We start from the raw sequence: 15,598 nt of genomic DNA, 5'->3' as shown, positions 1-15,598 counted from the left end.
ATATGTAATGACGGTTTTTTCGGTACCATTCAAATGCCCCAAGACATATATCAATATATATTTGGACAAGACCCTTGAAAATACATATGAATTATGTATAATTATTAGTGCTTTCGTAAACTTAAAGTAATGTAAAAGTAAACTTCCTTACTCAAGGTTTATAAACAGTAAACTATTGAGCGAAAAATATAAGGGGTGTGACTATATGCAAATTGGTTCAAAAATTAAAGCCCTTCGCATAAAAAAAGGGCTTACCCAGGAAGAGCTCGGGGAACGTACCGATTTAACGAAAGGCTATATTTCCCAATTAGAACGCGACTTAAATTCCCCTTCCATAGAAACATTGTTTAACTTGCTGGAAGTTCTCGGGTGTACGCCACGAGATTTTTTTGATGACACGCAACAGAACGAAAAAATTGTCTTCACGAAAAATGAACAAACATGTTTTATTGATCAGGATAAAAAATATGAAATCGAATGGCTTATTCCTACCTCAAATGAAAAGGAAATGGAGCCGGTTTTCATTACATTGCAAAAAGATGCAGAATTTAAAGCATTTGAGCCATCCCTGGCAGAAACGTTCATCTATGTTCAAAACGGACGAATCCGTGTCGTTCTTGGCAATGAAGAATATATCGCCAGTGAAGGTGATGCCGTATATTACGAAGCATCTTCCAACCATCAAATTTTCAATGCGCACAGTGGCATAACAAAATTGCTCCTTGTCGCGACACAATCATATTTATAAATTAGGAGGATGCATAATGGATAACACGATTATTCGCTTTGAGAATGTCACAAAATCATATGATGACGGAACAGTAGTTTTAAAAAATATTAACTTTGAATTGGAACGAGGGAAATTCTACACATTACTCGGACCATCCGGATGCGGGAAAACAACGATTTTACGTATAATCGCCGGGTTTACCGACGCCTCTACAGGAGATGTTTTCTTCAACGGAAAACGAATTAACGATGTTCCTGCAAATGAACGTCAAGTAAATACAGTATTCCAGGATTATGCACTCTTCCCTCACTTGAATGTTTTTGAAAACGTGGCATTCGGCTTACGAATCAAAAAAGTAAAAGAAGCAGAAGTAAAAGAACGTGTACAGGAAGCATTGAAGTTCGTTAACTTGGCAGGCTACGGCAGCCGGGAAATTTCGGAAATGTCTGGTGGTCAGCGTCAGCGTGTTGCGATTGCCCGTGCCATAGTCAATGATCCGGACGTGATTTTACTTGATGAGCCTTTATCTGCGCTTGATTTAAAATTACGTACAGAAATGCAGTACGAACTTCGGGAACTGCAGCAGCGTCTTGGTAAAACATTTATATTTGTTACTCATGACCAGGAAGAAGCACTTGCAATGAGTGATGAAATCTTTGTCCTTTCCCAAGGTGAAATTAAGCAATCGGGTACACCTGTTGATATTTACGATGAGCCGATTAACCGTTTTGTTGCAGACTTTATCGGTGAATCGAATATTGTGGACGGTATTATGATTGAAGACTACCGTGTAAAATTTGCAGGAAAAGAGTTTGAATGTGTCGATGCCGGAATGAAGCGAAACGAAAAAATTGATATTGTCATTCGTCCGGAAGACCTGGAAATTACAACACCTGAAAAAGGCAAACTGATCGTAACAGTCGATACACAGCTGTTCCGCGGTGTGCACTACGAACTATCGACATATGATAAAGACGGCAATGAATGGCTTGTCCACTCATTGAAGAAAGCGGAAGTTGGCGCTGAAATCGGATTGGACTTTGATCCGGAAGCAATTCACGTAATGCGTTTAAACGAAACGGAAGAAGATTTCGATAAACGTTTAGAAGCGTATGGGGATGAAGAGCATGAATAAAACAGCTAAAGGACCGTTAATCCCCTACGTTTTTTGGATAATCTTATTCGTTATCGCACCAATTGCGTTAATCGTCTATTATTCAGTTCTTGATCTAAACGGGAACTTTACATTGGCCAACTATGCGAAGTTCTTTACACCGGTTTATTTGAAAATGACGTTGAGCAGTTTCTGGTATGCATTTTTAATTACATTATTTACTTTAATATTTGCCTACCCTACTGCTTACTTACTGACTAAAACGAAGCATAAACAGTTATGGCTTATGCTGATCATTATTCCTTCTTGGATTAACCTGCTGCTAAAAACATATGCATTCATTGGTATTTTCGGTTTGTACGGCCCGATCAATGCAATGATTGAAGTATTCGGTTTTGATCCAAAACAAATTTTATTTACAGACTTTAGTTTCGTATTTGTATCGGTTTATATTTTCATTCCGTTTATGATTATTCCGATTTTCAACTCATTGGACAAAATGAATCCTTCACTTATTTACGCATCTCGCGATTTAGGGGCAAATGCATGGACAACTTTCCGCCGTGTTATTTTCCCGCTGACAATCGACGGCGTAAAAGCAGGTATTCAAGTAACGTTCATTCCGGCATTATCATTGTTTATGATCACACGTTTAATCGCCGGAAACCAGGTCATTACTTTAGGTACGGCGATCGAGCAGCAATTCCTTGTTTCGCAAAACTGGGGTATGGGTTCGACAATTGCCGTGTTCTTAATTTTATTCATGGTGCTCACAATGCTGTTCACGAGACAAAAATCTAAAGGAGGACGTGTCTGATGAAAAAGTTGTCCGCTATGTCGAAAGTATATTTACTTTTCGTATTCGCGATCCTTTACGCACCAATATTTTATTTAATTTTCTACTCCTTTAACAGTGGCGGCAGCATGAATAATTTCGAGTCATTCACACTTGAGCACTATGCGGCTGTATTTGAAGATTCAAGATTAATTATCATTTTGCTGAATACCGTACTCGTTGCCCTATTATCAGGTTTAATCGCAACGATTATCGGAACGCTTGGGGCTATCGGTATTGTTTCATTGAAAGATAAAAAGATGCGCAATACATTGCTTTCGTTAAATAATGTTTTGATTGTTTCTCCAGATGTCGTAATCGGTGCAAGCTTTTTGATTTTATTCACAATGATTGGTGTAAAGCTGGGATTTGCTTCAGTACTTGTATCGCATGTTGCGTTCAGTGTACCGATCGTTGTGCTTATGGTTTTACCAAAATTGCTTGAAATGAATACTTCTCTGATCGATGCTGCACGAGACTTAGGTGCAACGAAACGCGATGTTTTGACACGTGTTATTTTACCGTACATTTCACCAGGGATTTTCGCCGGTTTCTTTATGGCATTGACGTATTCACTGGATGACTTTGCAGTTACATTTTTCGTAACCGGAAATGGTTTCAGTACACTATCCGTAGAAATTTACTCAATGGCCCGTGCCGGTATTTCATTAACAATCAATGCTATTTCAGGATTAGTATTTGCTGTAACGGTATTAATCGTTATCGGATACTACTTTATTAACAAACGTTCAAAATCAGTAGCAACGGGGGGACAACGATGAGAGAATTAGTTCAAGCAACGGCTGCCATTGTCATTGTATGTGCCCTGTTGTTTTTTACAGTTGACCGTATGCAATCAGCCGGCTCTGCAGGAAGTAAAGATACATTAACGGTTTATAACTGGGGTGAATATATCGACCCGGAATTAATCGATAAGTTCGAAGAAGAAACAGGAATTAAAGTAACGTATGAAACATTCGATTCAAATGAAGCGATGTTGACGAAAGTACAGCAAGGTGGCTCTGCCTATGATATTGCGGTCCCTTCCGAATACACGATTGAATCAATGAAAGATGATAATCTGCTTATTCCGATCGATCATAACTTAGTGCCAAATCTGCAAAATATTAATGAAGACTTTTTGGATTTACCGTTCGATCCTGACAATGAATACTCAATCCCTTATTTCTGGGGAACAGTTGGCATTGTCTATAATCCGAATTTAATCGATGACCATCTAACGTTTGAATCTTGGGATGACTTATGGGATCCTTCATTGAAACGAAAAGTATTTCTAGTCGATGGCTCCCGTGAAGTAGTAGGAATGGGGCTGAACTCTATCGGCGAGTCACTTAATGTGAAAAATGAGGACTTATTGCGTAAAGCGACAGATCACTTAATTGAACTTTCACCAAATATTAAAGCGATTATCGGTGATGAAATTACACCGCTTATGATTAATAATGAAGCATCAGTAGCATTAACGTTCTCCGGTCAGGCCGCAGATATGATGTGGGAAAATGAAGAACTGGAATTTGCCGTACCGCAAGAAGGCTCTAACTTATGGTTCGATAATATGGTTATTCCAAAAACTTCACAAAATATCGAAGGTGCCCATAAATTTATCAACTTCATGCTTGATCCTGAAAATGCTGCGCAAAATGCTGACTATGTCGGCTATTCAACACCAAATGAAGCGGCTTGGGAACTGATGGACGAGGAAGTTATTAACGATGAGCGTTTCTACCCGCCACATGACCAGCGTGAAAAATTGGAAGTTTACGAAAACCTTGGCCTTGAATGGCTGGGCAAATACAACGAATACTTCCTTGAATTTAAAATGAGCTTGAAATAAGAACAAAAGTGCTAAAGCGCCCGTTCAGCCCCGACAGGCATTGGAAAGCCCGACTAGAAAGTAAACGTTTCACCACTTTCGACGGCGGGATTGAAATGACCGAGGGGCTGGCGCTTTAGCCTGGACGCAAATAACATTTTATTTAAAAGCTATCCATAATGCCAGAATCTATAATTTCCTTAACTTTACGAAAGCGTGGCCAACAAATTTGGTCACGCTTTTTTTATAGCTTATGTATAATACGCTTGTCGATTTTATTATTTTGTTCATCCCACATTGTATGGATTTCAAATGTCCCCGGCTCGAAGAATAAATCAAAACGTACTTGAATGTCCTCCTGCATCGGGTAATATTTGGTCTCGCTTATTTTCACCCATTCCAGCTCCCCTTCTGTACAGGAGTCTAAAACTTCCCCCGTAAAATCATCCGTCCAATAATTATAAATAATAAAGTGATCGAGCCGTTCCGGGTTCGTGTAATGGGAAATTCCCTTAAACACTAAAGACTGTATTTCCAGCCCTGTCTCTTCTTTTACTTCCCTTATTGCACCTTCAGCAAAGCCTTCGGGAAAATCCACTTTGCCACCCGGCGGAATATATCCTTTGAAATGATCATGCTGCCGGTTGAGCAATAATACTTTATCCTCTTTTTGTATCATGACGACAGTCCAAAACTTATAATTCATCCTTATCTCCCCTTTCACCAAAAGCTACAGTTTACTGGATTCTCTATATAAGCATATTTAACAATTCAATTATCGCATAGAAATGCTCCGGACTAATAAATTCTTTACTAAGATTTGACATGAATAAATGCAATTTTAAAATTTTTAGAGTATGATATTTAATATAAATTTATATTTCTATTGTCGAAATATCTAAACAGGAAGGCTGGCATTGTATGACAGAAAAATCCAATAAGTTAGCGCTTTATTTATTAATGTTTAACATGTTCATTACAATGGGCGGTATCGGGATTATTGTTCCTGTTATGCCTGCCTATTTGCAAGTATTTGGTGTCGGTGGACAAGTCCTCGGTTTTTTAATTGCCGGCTTCGCACTCGCACAGTTTCTGTTCTCTCCGGTTGCCGGTGATTTGTCGGACCGCCATGGCCGGAAAATGTTCATTATCGGCGGGCTGATCGTGTATGGATCTTCCCAAATTTTATTCGGTCTCGCTACGGAAGTATGGGTATTATTTTTAGCACGTTTTTTAAGCGGAACAGGCGCTGCATTTATTATGGCACCAATTATGGCTTTTGTAGCCGATATTACAACGTATGAAGAGCGCGGCAAAGGAATGGGCATGATCGGTGCAGCAATGTCATTAGGCTTTATGATTGGACCGGGTGTTGGCGGATTCTTATCTGAAGTAAATTTGACATTCCCTTTCTTTTTAGCTGGAGCTGTAGCATATATGGCCGCAATTCTGTCCGCTATTTATTTACCTAATATTAAAAACATTCGGGAAACAATTGCACCGCGTGAAAAACTGTTCAGGCAAATGGTCAAATCTGTGAAGACCTCCTATTTTATCTTTTTAATCATCGTCTTCACATTCAGTTTTGGTATTGCCAATTTCCAGGCAACTTTAACACTTTATTTGGATCATAAATTTGGCTATACCCCATCAGAAATTGCCATTATTTTAACAGTCGGCGGGTTTGCGGGGGTAGTGCTGCAAATGTTTGTCGTGAATAAATTGTTTAAACGTTTCGGGGAAATGAAGGTTATTTTAGTGAACTTATTATTGGCGGCTGCTATGATGCTGCTCGTTATTTACATTAGTGGCTTCTTCATCATTTTAGTTGTCGCTACACTGTTCTCGATTGCCACAACATTTATTCGTCCAGCGGTAAATACACTTATTTCAAAGCTTGCTGGCAATGAACAAGGGTTCGCTGCCGGTATGAACAATGCTTATATGAGTCTTGGTAATATGTTCGGTCCTGCACTTGCGGGTGTCCTATTCGACTGGAATCCGAACTCTCCTTATATTTTAGGTACATGTGTCCTCGTCAGCTGTTTCACGCTTGCGTATTTATGGACAGTCAAAAAAGCACCTCATTTAATGAAAGCCACTTCATAAATCAAAAAAGCTATCCAAAATTAAAATTGGATAGCTTTTTGTATGTTTAGACAAGCTGACGGATAAATTGTTCGACGAAGCGGCAATTTAGAGGAATGAGCGACTCGTCCGGTGCCATTTTAGCATGGTGGAGTCCGTAATCTGAATTGGCTCCCGTCCAGAACATCGCCCCTGGCAAATCCTTGATGAAATAACCGAAGTCTTCACCTGTCATTGCAGCAGGACATTCATAAGCGGTTGTCCCTTCGAACTGTTCGGCATACTCCAGAAGCGCATTCGCACAATCCGCATCATTATTAACCTCATAATACATTGAGCCGTAATCAATAGCGATGGCGCATTCGAATGAGGCTTCAATTCCTTTGCATATTGCTTCGATACGACGTTTTACTTCAGCCATCGCCTCTGCATTCAACGTACGAATCGTTCCTTCAAGTCGCGCATTTTCCGCGATGACATTTTGAACTGTACCAGAAGTCATTTTCCCGATTGTAATAACAGCACTATCCATTGGATCGACATTACGGCTAATAATAGTTTGCAGCTGCATCACTAGATTGGCCGCAGCAACTGTCATATCCCTTGTTTTGTGCGGATAGGCTGCATGACCGCCAATTCCTTTCAAATCAATAAACAGCTCGGAAGTATTGGCAAACAGAAGCCCTGGTCTTGTTGCAATCGTACCAACCGGATATTCCGGCGCGATGTGTAATGCATAGAGTTCATCTGCAACAAGATGTGGCTGCTCTGCTTTTAACCATTCGAGCATTGGCTCTGCCCCGCCTGGACCTTCCTCAGCAGGCTGGAAATAAACAACGACATTTTGAACTGGCGGCTGGATGGAAAATGCCTCGACAAGTCCAAGTGCAATCGACATATGGCAATCATGACCGCAAGCATGCATAAAACCGGCATACTCCGATTCGAACGGCAATCCCGTCTCTTCTTGTACAGGAAGTGCATCTATATCAGCACGCCAGCCAATCAGCTTGGACGGGTTCGTACCTTTTATAAATACAACAATTCCTGTTTTCCAAGTTGTTATTTGCAAATGCTGCTGATCGAGATTTGAAATAAATTGGAGTAAATAGCTCTGTGTTTTAAATTCATTAAAGCCTACTTCAGGAATCTTATGTAGGTCTCGTCTTACTTCAATAAGATGCCTCATGTCGTTCCCGCCTTTTTATAAATTACGCAGTGAATCGATAATTTCTGTTTTCGATTTTGTTTTTTCATCCAATACTTTGATTTGACGAGCTGGTACACCTGCAACGACTGTGTATGGCTCAACGTCTTTAATAACGATCGCTCCGGCTGCTACTACTGCACCTTTACCGATGCGAACACCTTCCAGTACAACCGCATTTGCACCAATAACTACATCATCTTCTACTACAACCGGTAATGCACTCGGTGGTTCTACTACCCCTGCAAGAACAGTTCCTGCACCAATATGGCAGTTATCCCCTACTGTTGCACGACCACCTAATACCGCGCCCATATCAATCATTGTTTTTGCGCCGATTTCTGCACCAATATTAATAATGGCACCCATCATAATGACTGCATTGTCGCCGATTGTAACTTGATCACGGATAATTGCGCCCGGCTCAATTCGTGCATTGATTTTTTTCATATCTAAAAGCGGTACGCCTGAATTACGACGATCACTTTCTACTACATAGTCTTCAATAAGATCTTCGTATTTTTTTAATGATGCTTCAATTTCAGTCCATTCACCAAATACTACAGCATGATTACCTTCACCAAACACTTTGCTTTCGGCACCAAATGATAAATCCGCAACACCAATTCCTTTTACATAAACTTTTACTGGTGTTACCTTTTTTGCTTCTGAAATAAAATCAATGATTTGTTGTGCATTTAATTTTTCCATATGACACCTCGCTGCGTGTTAGATTTTTTAACAGGAATAATTGTACTAAATTTTCAGTAATATTAAAACTATTTTTTTAGTTGGTTTCACTTGAATAATCATACAGACAGCGTGCATGATCTTGCACTAAATCGACAAAAGCCTCCACTTGGCGTAATTCGAATGTCGATTCATAGCCGATCAGCCAAGTATCCCGTGTTAACCCGTCATCATTTTCATTGTTGGCCAAAGGAATTTTATGAACATTTTCTTCGCCGTTCAACGTAATTGAAGGTAAAATAGCATAGCCGATTCCATTTACAGCCATTTGCTTGCATGTTTCAATCTGATCTACGATGATCTGATGTTTCGGATTGTAGTTGAAATGACGTTGCCACCATTGCTGAATCTCCTGATAATAATTCGAATCGCTTTTAAATTGGATAAACGGGCGGTCGGATGTCAAGATATCTTCCATATCCTGGATTTCTTTATCTACTAAATACATCGTATCTCGGAACAAATGAATTTTTTTCCCTTTCCATTCTGCCTGTCCACGAACAATGCCGATGTGTGCTTCCCCGTCATAAAGCGCTTTTATGATTTCTGAGCTCCATCCAGTAATTAACGAAATTTTCGTATCCGGATATTTCGTTACATAGTCTTTTAACACTTTCGGCAGCCAATTTTGTCCGACAATCGATGCACAGGCAATTTTTAAAGTACCGTGCACTTTTGTATTCAACGAGTGAATCGTTTCAAAAATTTCTTCCCGCTTAACGATCAGATCATTCGAGTATTGAATAACCAGCTCTCCCGCGGGCGTTGGTGTTAACCCTTTTTGGGAACGAATAAATAATTGTACGCCCCATTCTTTTTCAATTGATTGAAGTCGCTGTGACAGTGCTGGCTGTGTTAAAAAAAGGCGCTCTGCCGCTTTTCGCATATTTCTCTCTTCTGCCAACACTTTAATAATCTCTGCTTCTGTTGCTGTCACTGACAACCCTTCCTTTCCGAACAAACGGTTAAAAAAACGACAAAATCCCATTAGGACTTTGTCGATATATTTTAAGCGTTGTGCTGGTAAATATATTTCTTTAATTGTTTTAAAATAATTCTTCGCGTCATAATACCGACAAATGTACCTTCTTCATCGACTACACATAAAAAGGCGTGGTTAATTACTAGATCGAGTGCACGTTGGAATGTATCCGTAATTTTTAAATACACAACTTCCTGATTCATGACCTCATCCACACGAATGTCTGCTAATCTATCATATTCAATTCGCTCTAAGCCTAAAATAGACTCCGTTATCATTTTGGTACTTAACAAACCTTTTAACCGATACTTTACATCCAGAACCGGAATAGAAGAATACCCCGTTTTTGTTAAAACTAATAATGCATGTTCAGCGTTATTGCCACTTTGTACATGGGCAACCTTCTCAGATGAAATAATAAAATCCTTTATCGGCATATCTAGTAAAGCTCTGTTGTTCGTTGAAATCATGACATTCTACTCCTTTATCCCGCTAATAACGGGCAGCACCATACTAGGATAAACTGAAAACTTACTGCCGTTATTCTTTGCCCTGTCTTTCGACAAAACAGTTTCTCTAATCTCTATCATACCATATCGTTCATTTTTATGACTATGAAAGGCGCCTATGATTGCAAAAGAAAAAGCATAATAAGACGAGAAGATTCGTCCCATTATGCATTAATTTCAGTAACCCCTTGCCCAGTAATAGAAAATAATGATACCTGTAAATGTGCCAAAAACCACATACGATAAAATAATCGGGTTGAGCAGGAATGGATGCTCCTGAATTTCTTCAGGCACTTCCGAATCACGTTCCTGACCGCTGCCTTCAATATTATGTCCGACACGTACCGTCAAATAATAGCCTATAAAACTTAATAGGATGACAACGAAAATTGTTGGATATAGCCATATTCCGATTGTGATCGCCTCCTTTTTACAGTTAGCGATAGTATGCAGCAATCATCTGGAATTTATTCTTTTATGATATCATTTAAAAAAGTTAAAACGGGTGCTGATTCAGCCATTGTCCGCCATCTAAAGTAATGCATTCCCCGTTTAAATAATTTGCTTTATCCGATAACATAAATACCGCTAGATCTGCTATTTCCTCAGGTGTGCCAAGACGTTTTAACGGTACAGAATCCAATGTACGCTTCGCTTGCTCTTCAGATTCCCACAGTTTGTCTGCCCCGCCTGTGCGCTCAATCGGACCCGGTGCTATGGCATTTACACGGATTCCATATTGGCCTCCCCATTCAACCGCAAGCGAACGTGTCAGCGAGAGCACCCCGGCTTTTGCGGCAGCTGAATGAATCACGCCAGCTCCTGCACCCCAGGCATATGTAGCAACCATGTTAATAATCGAACCTTTCATACCATTTTCAATCCAATAACGACCAATGGCAGAAGTACAATAAAATGTACCGTTCAACACAATATCAATAACAGCTTTCCATCCATTCGGCGAAAGCTTTTCTGCATGCACTAAAAAATTCCCTGCAGCATTGTTCACTAAGCCGTCTACTTGACCAAACTTTTCTGCCGCAAATGCCACCATTGCTTCTGCATGTTCCGGTTCCCGAACATCCATCTGAAATGTTTCAATTGATGAGCCGAACACCTCTATTTCCTTCTTTGCACCAGCTAAACGTTCCAAATCACGTCCTGTGATTACAACATTTGCCCCTTCTTTCACGAACTGCTTAGCCATACCGAGCCCCATCCCGCTAGAGCCACCTGTAATGATAATCGTTTTGCCTTGTAACATTTTATTCATCCCCTTTGTCTATAAAATGAACAGTCATTCATAAATAGAGTTTACTATAATAGAGGTGAAATAAATACTAATATATTATTTTTTCTGTTTTATACGGATATTTCTTTTATTAATATCGCATTTCCTTACTTTCAGTGGAGCGGTCAGTTCAGATTTTCTAATAAAACGAAAAATTATCTAATATAAATTTATTTGTTCTAATAAAATTGCGATGTTCTAATATATCTTTAACATGTGCTAAAATGTTGGTACTTTGTTCTAATATCAGCTTCATATTTTCTAAAAACCCTCTCCTTTGTTCTAATATCCTGCTGAATTGTTCTAATAAATCTCCTCCCCCGCCACACCACTAAAAAAAGCTACGAACATTTTGTCCATAGCTTTCTAAATCACTATTCTTCGATAATCGGGCCGAGTGATTCGGCCAAAAAAATCTCCTGGCTGTTAATCCGTTCATCATGGTGGGAGCCTTCTTTATAGTGGTATTTCCCATTGGAGTCCTGGATACGTACTTTTTGATTATCTTTAATTTGAAGCAGCATAATACGCTGGATCCGGTATTTTATTTCCGGGGAATAAATCGGAAACAGTATTTCCACACGTTTAATCATATTTCGTGTCATCATATCTGCAGAAGATAAGTAGAGATTATCCTCACCGTTATGATGGAACCAGAAAATCCGCGAGTGTTCCAGGAAACGGCCCACAATGCTCAAAACGGTTATATTTTCGGAGATTCCCGGGATGCCGGGACGCAGACAGCAAATCCCACGAATAATCAGCTCGATTTTTACGCCGGCAATCGACGCCTCATAAAGTTTCATCATCAAATCCTTGTCGGTTAAGGAATTCATTTTTGCCCGGATAAACCCGTTTCCATATTTTTTATGTAGCGCTATTTCCTTATCGATTAACTCGAGGAATTCATCCCGAATATCAAAAGGCGCGACGACAATATGATGGAATTCAGGTTTGTCAGTATAACCGCTTAAATAATTAAAGAAGTTTGTCGCATCTATACCAAACTCCTTATGCGATGTAATAATCCCCATATCCGTATAGATTTTTGCGGTAGCATCATTGTAGTTGCCGGTCCCTAAATGTACAAAGCGTTCAATTTTTCCATTCCGTCGACGGACAACAAGTGTAATCTTTGAGTGCGTTTTTAAATTATTCATGCCATAAATGACAAGGCACCCTGCTTGTTCAAGCTCTTTTGCCCAATGCACATTATTTTCCTCGTCAAAACGCGCTTTCAACTCCACTAAAACCGTCACCTGTTTACCGTTTTCTGCCGCCTGCTTCAACGCCTGGATAATCGGCGAATTTCCGCTTACCCGGTATAGCGTTTGCTTAATCGCCAATACACTTGGATCTTCTGCTGCTTCTGCGATAAAATCGACAATCGGTCCGAATGATTCGTACGGATGATGGAAAAATATATCCTGGATTAATGCTTTTTCAAAAATATTTTCGTTCGATTGTAAATCTTGGGGAGGCTGCGGTATAAAACTTTCATACTCCAGATGTTCCCGTCCTACTGAAATCTCTTTTACAAAACTGAACATTGCCGTTAAGTCGAGCGGGCCGTCAATTTTGAAAACATCGGACTCCCCAAGTTCAAATTCGTCCAGTAAATAATCCAGTACATCATCATTCATCTCGCCGTCACGTACTTCCAGGCGTGAACCCGCACCCCATTTACGTTTTTTCAGTTCTTTTTCGATTTCCACTAACAGGTCTTGTGCGCCTTCCTCATGGATGGTCAAATCCGCATTTCGCGTTAACCGGAATGCTTGTGTCGATTTTACTTTATAGCCTAAAAATAAACGGTCAATATTACTTGAAATGACATCCTCCAGCAATACAAATAACGTCTTTTTGTCTTTTGACGGTATTTTAATAAAGCGGTTCAATACGGACGGTACTTGAACAATCGCTACTTTATCCATACAATTTTCCGTGTCCTCACAGTTGTTTTCCAGCATGACAAACAAGTTGAGTGTACGTCCCAATAATGTAGGAAACGGACGGTAGGCATCTACCGCAACTGGTGTAAGTACAGGAAAGATTGTTTCTTCAAACAATTCATTGATATAACTTTTTTCTTGCTCATTCAGCATTTTCAAATCAACGATATGCACATGTTCTTTCGGTAGCAGTTCATGCACTAAATGGCGGTAAACTTCTGTTTGGCGTCTGACCAATGCCTGTGTACGCTCGGCGATTTTCGCCAGCTGTTCTTTTGGAGTTAAACCTGATTTATTTTCCGGCTTATGATAGCCTGCACGAATTTGGTCCTGTAAACCCGCAACCCGTACCATGAAAAATTCATCCAGATTGGAACTGAATATTGCCAAAAACTTCATCCGTTCCAACAACGGGTTGTTTGTATCTTCCGCTTCTTCCAATACTCGTTCATTAAATGCGAGCCAGCTTAGTTCACGGTTATTGTAATACTGGGGTTTCGCAATTTCCACAAGCAGCTCGTTGCAAAAATCAGGATTATTTTCAATGTCCACATGCTCCGGATCAAAAATCGGATCCTTTTCCATATTCATTGTCATATCAACCCTGCCTTTCTTCCTTGAACTTAAGTTTTACCTCACCTTTGAAAACACGCTCGATATGCTTTTTCTGTTTTTCTGCCTGGGCCATTTCAGCTATTGCCCGTTCAGAAGCGTGTACTTCTATGTGAAATTGGTTGTTTACTTTTTCGATTGCAATATTTTTGACGACATTGCGCTTCGTCATATTCAAGGCATAAACAAATTTTAATATCGCCCCAAAGTCGCGCAGCTTTTTAAATTCCTCTTTTGAAATCCAGGAATCGAACGGACGTGCAAAACGCAAAAAGTAATCACGGTTTTTATATGATGCCAGCAATGCCAGTTTAATCCGGTTGAGATGGGACAAGCCTGGTATGGACTGGTTGGAAATCAAATAAAAAGTGTGCTGACTGGAGGAATCCAGCTCGATATATTCTCCGATTCCATACACTTTTGCTGCTTTCTTTAATAGTTCTAGATCTACTTCACTATATTCAAATAGCTTTAAATTAATACAGCCCTTATATAATTGCTCTGTCAGCGATTCCAGTGTACGTACTTCCTCTTCCGTACGTCCATAGGCTAATGCAAGCTGCCGACCGCTTTCTTCAAAAACATTGTACTTATCATAGGCATGTGGATTATCTTGTAAAACACGGCTAATAATGAGCCCTTCCCGCAATCCCTTTTTACTGATAAGGAAAGAATTCGATTTTACAGTAGACAGGAGCGCCATAAAGACTTCCATTGCCGGAACGATAATATCTGCCCGGTCTGATGAAAGACCATCCAGTTGCCTCAAATTATCGTACGAAAATTCTGTCAAATAGTCGCGCAGTTGTTGTAAATCACTCAACGTCATTTCATATTGATGAACACCAGATAGTGGGTAGCCAATTTTTTGCTGGTGAACTTGGGCGATATTTCGTGCACTTCCCCCAATCGCAATCACCGGTAATCCTACATCGACGATCCATTTCAACGAAGCAAATTGTTCTTTCACAAATGAACGCAGCTTCTCACGCTCGCTTTTATTTATAACCGTTCCGCTTACAAATTTTTGTTTTAAGGAAACAGTACCGAATGGAAAACTGATCGTTTTTTGGAGCTTTTTATTGATGAATAATGTAATCTCAGTTGAACCGCCCCCGATATCGATTGTCACTGCAGACGGGGTATCCATCGAATGGGCTACTGCAATAAATCCGTAATATGCTTCTTCTTCCTCGGTTAATATATCAATCAGAATGCCTGTTTCGTCTTTCATACGGGTAATTATCTGATCGTTATTGATCGCTTGACGTACTGCGGCAGTTGCAGCCGCTTTTACGTCCGTTACATCGTAATCCGCCAATATTAAGCGGAATGATTTTAACGTCTCAGCCAATAGCTGAATACCTTCTTCGGACATTTCACCATTTGGCAATAAATATGTGCGCAGTCGGGCAACGGTTTTAATATTACCGAATTCTTTTAACCCTTCGTTTTTATTATAGGAGTATAGTACAAGTCGAATCGTGTTAGAACCAATATCAATGATGGCTGTCTTATTTTTTTTCATCATCCGCTTCACTTCCTTCTAAATACCTTTGTATTCTTTTGCCCTCTTTATTGCCCTTCAAGAAAAGTTGCTGCATTAGTTCAATATTCTTTAAGTCTCTTCTTTTTTTGTACAAAAAAGCCGGAATAACTTTTTCAAGGTATCCGGCTTTCTCATTATTTTATAC

15 protein-coding genes are annotated in these 15,598 nt (G+C 39.8%); 6 read left to right on the top strand and 9 right to left on the bottom strand.

What is annotated here, in order from left to right; translation table 11 throughout:
• Window positions 1-205 precede the first annotated feature (205 nt).
• The 5 genes from MKY27_RS03940 to MKY27_RS03920 are packed head-to-tail and all read left to right on the top strand — an operon-like array spanning window position 206 to window position 4,534.
• Complete coding sequence (locus tag MKY27_RS03940) at window positions 206-748, top strand: XRE family transcriptional regulator (protein WP_339175392.1); 543 nt, start codon at window positions 206-208, stop codon at window positions 746-748.
• A gap of 13 nt (window positions 749-761) precedes the next feature.
• The gene (locus MKY27_RS03935; RefSeq protein WP_339176572.1) at window positions 762-1,865 is read left to right on the top strand and encodes an ABC transporter ATP-binding protein; all 1,104 of its coding nucleotides are present in this window, start codon (window positions 762-764) and stop codon (window positions 1,863-1,865) included.
• Window positions 1,858-2,661 carry an ABC transporter permease gene (locus MKY27_RS03930; RefSeq protein ID WP_339175391.1) on the top strand — a complete coding sequence of 268 codons (804 nt, stop codon included), beginning with the start codon at window positions 1,858-1,860 and terminating at the stop codon, window positions 2,659-2,661. Before MKY27_RS03935 ends, MKY27_RS03930 begins: the two co-directional genes overlap by 8 nt.
• Complete coding sequence (locus MKY27_RS03925) at window positions 2,661-3,461, top strand: ABC transporter permease (protein ID WP_339197949.1); 801 nt, start codon at window positions 2,661-2,663, stop codon at window positions 3,459-3,461. Before MKY27_RS03930 ends, MKY27_RS03925 begins: the two co-directional genes overlap by 1 nt.
• On the top strand, window positions 3,458-4,534 hold the full coding sequence (locus tag MKY27_RS03920; protein ID WP_339197946.1) for an ABC transporter substrate-binding protein: 1,077 nt from the start codon (window positions 3,458-3,460) through the stop codon (window positions 4,532-4,534). Before MKY27_RS03925 ends, MKY27_RS03920 begins: the two co-directional genes overlap by 4 nt.
• 223 nt (window positions 4,535-4,757) lie before the next feature.
• Here the strand turns inward: MKY27_RS03920 and MKY27_RS03915 are convergent, their stop codons facing one another.
• Complete coding sequence (locus tag MKY27_RS03915) at window positions 4,758-5,219, bottom strand: 8-oxo-dGTP diphosphatase (protein ID WP_339197944.1); 462 nt, start codon at window positions 5,217-5,219, stop codon at window positions 4,758-4,760.
• A 215-nt stretch (window positions 5,220-5,434) separates the two neighbouring features.
• Between MKY27_RS03915 and MKY27_RS03910 the strand changes: the two genes are divergently transcribed.
• Entirely contained in the window at window positions 5,435-6,622 is a 1,188-nt protein-coding gene (locus tag MKY27_RS03910; protein ID WP_339197942.1) for an MFS transporter, read from the top strand.
• A 46-nt stretch (window positions 6,623-6,668) separates the two neighbouring features.
• Here the strand turns inward: MKY27_RS03910 and MKY27_RS03905 are convergent, their stop codons facing one another.
• From MKY27_RS03905 to MKY27_RS03870, 8 genes are all read right to left on the bottom strand, one after another.
• Entirely contained in the window at window positions 6,669-7,790 is a 1,122-nt protein-coding gene (locus MKY27_RS03905; RefSeq protein WP_339197940.1) for an N-acetyldiaminopimelate deacetylase, read from the bottom strand.
• Between the two features lie 15 nt (window positions 7,791-7,805).
• On the bottom strand, window positions 7,806-8,519 hold the full coding sequence (dapD, locus tag MKY27_RS03900) for a 2,3,4,5-tetrahydropyridine-2,6-dicarboxylate N-acetyltransferase (protein ID WP_339175384.1): 714 nt from the start codon (window positions 8,517-8,519) through the stop codon (window positions 7,806-7,808).
• Window positions 8,520-8,595: 76 nt separating this feature from the next.
• Window positions 8,596-9,495, bottom strand: coding sequence for a LysR family transcriptional regulator (locus MKY27_RS03895; protein WP_339197938.1), 900 nt, complete (start codon window positions 9,493-9,495; stop codon window positions 8,596-8,598).
• A 71-nt stretch (window positions 9,496-9,566) separates the two neighbouring features.
• Window positions 9,567-10,010 (bottom strand): cyclic-di-AMP-binding protein CbpB, encoded by a 444-nt coding sequence (gene cbpB, locus MKY27_RS03890; protein WP_008403498.1) that lies wholly within the window; start codon window positions 10,008-10,010, stop codon window positions 9,567-9,569.
• A 216-nt stretch (window positions 10,011-10,226) separates the two neighbouring features.
• Window positions 10,227-10,505: a short-chain dehydrogenase gene (locus tag MKY27_RS03885; protein ID WP_339175381.1), complete on the bottom strand. Its 279-nt coding sequence runs from the start codon at window positions 10,503-10,505 to the stop codon at window positions 10,227-10,229.
• A gap of 40 nt (window positions 10,506-10,545) precedes the next feature.
• The gene (fadH, locus tag MKY27_RS03880; protein ID WP_339197936.1) at window positions 10,546-11,313 is read right to left on the bottom strand and encodes a 2,4-dienoyl-CoA reductase; all 768 of its coding nucleotides are present in this window, start codon (window positions 11,311-11,313) and stop codon (window positions 10,546-10,548) included.
• A 401-nt stretch (window positions 11,314-11,714) separates the two neighbouring features.
• Window positions 11,715-13,889 carry an RNA degradosome polyphosphate kinase gene (locus tag MKY27_RS03875; RefSeq protein WP_339197934.1) on the bottom strand — a complete coding sequence of 725 codons (2,175 nt, stop codon included), beginning with the start codon at window positions 13,887-13,889 and terminating at the stop codon, window positions 11,715-11,717.
• A gap of 1 nt (window position 13,890) precedes the next feature.
• Window positions 13,891-15,432 (bottom strand): Ppx/GppA family phosphatase, encoded by a 1,542-nt coding sequence (locus MKY27_RS03870; protein ID WP_339199630.1) that lies wholly within the window; start codon window positions 15,430-15,432, stop codon window positions 13,891-13,893.
• Window positions 15,433-15,598 lie beyond the last annotated feature (166 nt).

The organism is Solibacillus sp. FSL R5-0449 (genome assembly GCF_037975215.1).
Taxonomy (GTDB): Bacteria; Bacillota; Bacilli; order Bacillales_A; family Planococcaceae; genus Solibacillus.
The sequence above is the reverse complement of the archived record's forward strand: the minus strand, read 5'-3'. Positions and strand labels throughout refer to the sequence as shown.